The sequence below is a fragment of the Treponema sp. genome (assembly GCF_052169735.1).
Taxonomy (GTDB): Bacteria; Spirochaetota; Spirochaetia; order Treponematales; family Treponemataceae; genus Treponema.
The window spans coordinates 1-4,674 of record NZ_JBQNBW010000104.1; the positions used below are offsets into that span (position 1 = coordinate 1).

The following is a 4,674-nucleotide window of genomic DNA, read 5'->3' on the forward strand; positions in this document are numbered from 1 at the left end:
ATGACGATTTTGACGATGACTTCGATGATGACGATTTTGACGATGACTTCGATGACGATTAGTAGTCTGCTGTCTTAAAAACTTGCCGTCTCGCTCCTTAATGAGGCGGCGGGGCTGCTTGTCCTTTTTAATTATTATGAACGATATAAAAATATAAGCACATCGCGACTTTGCTTATTGCAAAGTTCCATTGTTTTCGCAGGTTTCTCTGAGGTTTAATGCAACTGTGGAGACTAAAATCGACTCAAGGTTTTTTCAAAGGGTTTCAGGCGGTCTGCTGTTGGTTTCCTCTATGTCCTTTGTCTCTTGGCAATTTATGATTAGCACACCTGCAGATGCACAAACGTGTTTTTGAAAGGGGAGGGCGGAGGGATTGCCTTTGTTGTTTTCTCTGCGTTCTTCGCGTCTGAGCAGTTTTGTTTTAACAGTTAATCGCTCAAACGCCAAAGAGCGCAGCGGTTTTAAAGGGCATATCCGCTATTTTATACTGTTGGGAACCTCTAAAAACTTCAGTTTTTAGAGGTTTTCCTTAGATTTTTTGCGATGTTTTAATTTAAGTCATTACAATATAAAGACTTAAATTAAAACTCGTCGGGCATCTCTAAAAATCTAACCGAGTTTTTAGAGATGCCCTATTCTCTTTTGCTTGCAGTTCATCGCGGTGCTGATGGAGAAATTCATAGTCCGCTAAATACTGCTGCCGGGATATGACCAGGTTGAGCAGCTCATCGAACATATCATAATTAACTGCCAAGGCAATGGGGAAAATATACACTTCCGTTTCTTCACAGTAGCGGGCGATAAATTTGGGATCATTAACAAAGCCGAGACTGATCATATTGCTGATGCGGTCTGCACATTTAAGTACCTTTGCTCTCTGAGAACCATTTTTGAGCACCTGCTTGAGATAATCCGTTTTTACTTGTCCTGGACGGCGGGTAACTTCCATTACCAACTGATATACAGCCGGTGATTCAGAGTCGATGGAAAGCAATTCATTGACGTTGAAGTCAGGAACATCTTCCAGGACATCATGAATGATCGAGGCTTTTAATAAGATACTATCAATATAGCCGTAATCAATGAGCGTTGCCATAGTATCGAGCTGGTGTCGAAACATATTGCCGCCTGCATGCCGAGCTTTCCCGCGGAGGCTGGTTGCTAAGTGAATATACGGGGCAAGATACATCCCTTTTAAAAGGGCCACTTCATGTTTTTCCATTTCTTAGTTCCTCCTCAGTATTGACACGAATAATCTCCGTATCTTGATTATATTAAGTCCTCTAAATAGAGGGTAAATTTTTCAATGCGCCGCTCTGCTTCATGCAGTTTCTCCTGTTCTGCTGCTATAACCTCAGCAGGCGCATGAGCGGTAAAATTCGTGTTGGCAAGTTTTGTTGTCAAGCGGGATAGGTTCTGTCTCTCTTTTTCAAGCTCTTTTGTAAAGCGTACTGTCAGCTGACTGCGGTCAACTTCAGCGCCGGTAATAATAAAGGCTTCAAAACCGATGCCTATTGTCCCGATGGCATTTGCAGGTTTGCCGGAGGGAGTGTCAATAAAAGTAATCTCTGCAATACCGGCAAGCAGTTTAATCAAATCAATATTTTCATGTGCTGCCGCAGCAGGGGCGTTCGGTTCAATATACAGCGCAATGCGGAGTTTCAGCTGCGGGTCAATACCGCATTCTGCTCTGAGTGCTCGGATAAGGCGTACAATCTCCTGCAGAGCATTAAAGCGCCCTGCAGCCTCAGGGGCAACACGTTCAGCGTAGTATACAGGATAGTCGGCGATTGTCAATATATCTGCACGGCGTTTTGCGCCGGCTGCACAGGATTCGGGAATCTTTCGGTATATTTCTTCAGTTACAAAGGGTAAGAGCGGATGCAGGAGCCGCAAAGACTCTTCAAGTACGGCAAGCAGCACAGATGTTATACGGTTTTTCTCTGCTTCATCACCGTTTTTATATGAAAGTTTTGTGCCTTCAACATACCAATCGCAAAAGTTATTCCAGAAAAATTCATAGACGTTCTGCGCAGCTTCATTATAGCGGTAACCTTCAAAGGCTGCTCTTACGCTTTTCACTGTTTCGTTCAGTGTATGATAAATCCAGCGGTCAAGCTCAGTTAGTTCAGATGCTGCAACAGAAACAATTTTCCGTCCTTCAAGGTTTCCGAGGATATACCGCGAGGCATTCCAGATTTTATTCGCAAACCGGGAGCCGAGTTTAAATGATTCGTTATCTATGAGGATATCCTGTCCCTGTGTGCACATAAAGGCGAGGGTAAACTTGAGGGCATCTGCACCGTATTCGTCGATAACACCGAGCGGGTCAATACCATTTCCCAGCGACTTCGACATTTTGCGTCCCTGTTTGTCGCGTACGAGACCATGGAGGTAAATATCCCGGAACGGTACGGTGCCGGTAAACTCAAGCGCTGCCATAATCATACGGGAAACCCAGAAAAAGATAATGTCATGCCCCGTAATCACGGCAGAAGTCGGGTAGTAATGCTGCAAATCCTCAGTCTTTTCCGGCCAGCCGAGCGTGGAAAAGGGCCAAAGCCAGCTGGAAAACCATGTATCAAGCACATCGTTATCTTGCTTCAAATGAGCGCTTTTACAATGCGGGCATTCGGTTACTTCTGCTACCGAAACTGCCATCTTACCGCAATCTTGACAATACCAGACCGGAATCCGGTGTCCCCACCACAGCTGCCGTGAAATACACCAGTCGCGGATGTTTTCCATCCAGTGGCTGTAGGTATTTTCCCATTTTTGCGGATAGAACACCAGTTCGCCTTTTTTCCATGCGGCAAGCGCTTTGTCGGCAAGCGGCTGCATTTTCACAAACCATTGTTCGGAAAGGTATGGTTCTACTACCGTATGACAGCGGTAGCAATGTCCTACCGCATGTTTAATTGCTTCTTTTTGTTTGAATAAACCGAGTGCCTCCAAGTCGGCGATAACCGCTTCACGGGCAGCCTTGGTGGTCATCCCGCGGTATTTTTCCGGCACGGACGCATTGAGTGTGCCGTCGGGATTCAATATATTGATAACCTCAAGCTGATGCCGCTTGCCGACTTCCCAGTCGTTGGGGTCGTGGGCAGGGGTGATTTTTACCGCACCCGTCCCGAACTCTTTATCAACATAACTGTCTGCAACAATCGGAATACAGCGTCCGGTAAGGGGAAGTACCAGCTTTTTTCCAACTAAATGGGTATAGCGTGGGTCTTCCGGGTGTACGGCAACAGCCGTATCGCCCAAGAGGGTTTCGGGACGGGTTGTTGCTATTTCAATATACTCCGAGCTGGAGGGGTTTCCCACCTCATCGGCAAGCGGATAGAGAATATGATACATTCCGCCTTTGGTCTCTTCATGATCTACTTCATCGTCTGCAAGCGCTGTACCGCAGGAGGGGCACCAGTTGACCAGATAATTACCGCGGTAAATAAGTCCGCGTTCATATAATGAAACAAAGACCCTTCGTACTGCATGAGAAAGCCCTTCATCCATGGTAAAACGTTCCCGTTCCCAATCGACAGAAGCACCGAGTTTACGCAGCTGTTTGGTGATAATTGCATGGTGCTTTTCTTTTACTTGCCATGTTTTTTCAAGAAATGCCTCACGTCCCAGATCGCGCCGTGACTTTCCCTCTGCTTTCAGCTGCCGCTCAACAATATTCTGCGTCGCAATGCCGGCATGATCGGTACCGGGAATCCAGAGTGTTTCATCGCCCTTCATACGATGATAGCGCACCATGACATCCTGTAATACGTTATTCAAACCGTGCCCCATGTGGAGTACACCGGTTACATTGGGAGGCGGAATAGCGACAACATAGGTATCGGCTTCGGCTCTCTTCTTAACGGGTTTAAAACAGCCCCGCCGTTCCCAATCCTCATAGATTCTATCTTCAAAATCTTTGGGATTATATGCTTTTTCTAATTCAACTGCGTGTAACATGTCATCCATGACATAGCCTCCTCTTCTCACTGCATCTGTTTTCGGGTTAAAATTGTAGGCGGGAGCCTTTCAAATGCGGATACAAGTAATTTTTACCTCTTTTTTTACTGACAGCAAATAATCAAAAGGTAACCGCTAAAACGCTCAGTTCCAGAGGTTCCTTCTACAGACTTAGCTTAATCCTGTGAAAAAACTTGAAACAGTGTAGCGATTTTACGGTTCTCATTCAAGGGCGCAGTATAATTACGGCAGTATTTCTAGCTGTAAAAAAAGAATTTTAGCTCTAAATCCGTTGCCGTAGATACCCGTAAATTTTTTCAGACTGAGTGTTTTCAGCACTTGATAGGGTAGAGGGAACCTCTAAAAACTTCAAGCCTATCGGCTTGTTCTGTAAGGAAATAGTTTATCATATCCGCTCAAGCGGACTTTTTAACAGCTCTCCCTGTATCGTTTCGTTTTCTTTCTGTTGTTGGCTTTTCGTGTTTGGGCGTTCAAACAATTCTGCCAGATTTTCTATCGCAAACTTTTTTCATTGCATTATCTGGTTTCCTTAAAATCCGACAAGTTGAGAGAATATCAATTCTCGAAATCTGTCGGATTGGTGCGCGATGAGCGCACATACAATACGCAAGTTTGCGGTACGCAAACTTGACGGTTAACGATGGGGCTGTCCCAAAAGTATAAAGACGTGATAAAATGAGGATATGAGTA

The 4,674-nt window shown here is 45.2% G+C and carries 2 protein-coding genes; both read right to left on the minus strand.

The window, feature by feature from the left end:
- Nucleotides 1–601 precede the first annotated feature (601 nt).
- The gene (locus ACTTJ8_RS11385; RefSeq protein WP_442718569.1) at nucleotides 602–1,222 is read right to left on the minus strand and encodes a hypothetical protein; all 621 of its coding nucleotides are present in this window, start codon (nucleotides 1,220–1,222) and stop codon (nucleotides 602–604) included.
- A gap of 47 nt (nucleotides 1,223–1,269) precedes the next feature.
- Complete coding sequence (locus ACTTJ8_RS11390; protein WP_442721258.1) at nucleotides 1,270–3,972, minus strand: valine--tRNA ligase; 2,703 nt, start codon at nucleotides 3,970–3,972, stop codon at nucleotides 1,270–1,272.
- Nucleotides 3,973–4,674 lie beyond the last annotated feature (702 nt).

Excerpts from the sequence above, each read along its gene's own strand:
- ACTTJ8_RS11385 (WP_442718569.1), bottom strand. The coding sequence starts at position 1,222 with ATGGAAAAACATGAAGTGGCCCTTTTAAAAGGGATGTATCTTGCCCCG.
- ACTTJ8_RS11390 (WP_442721258.1), bottom strand. The coding sequence starts at position 3,972 with ATGGATGACATGTTACACGCAGTTGAATTAGAAAAAGCATATAATCCC.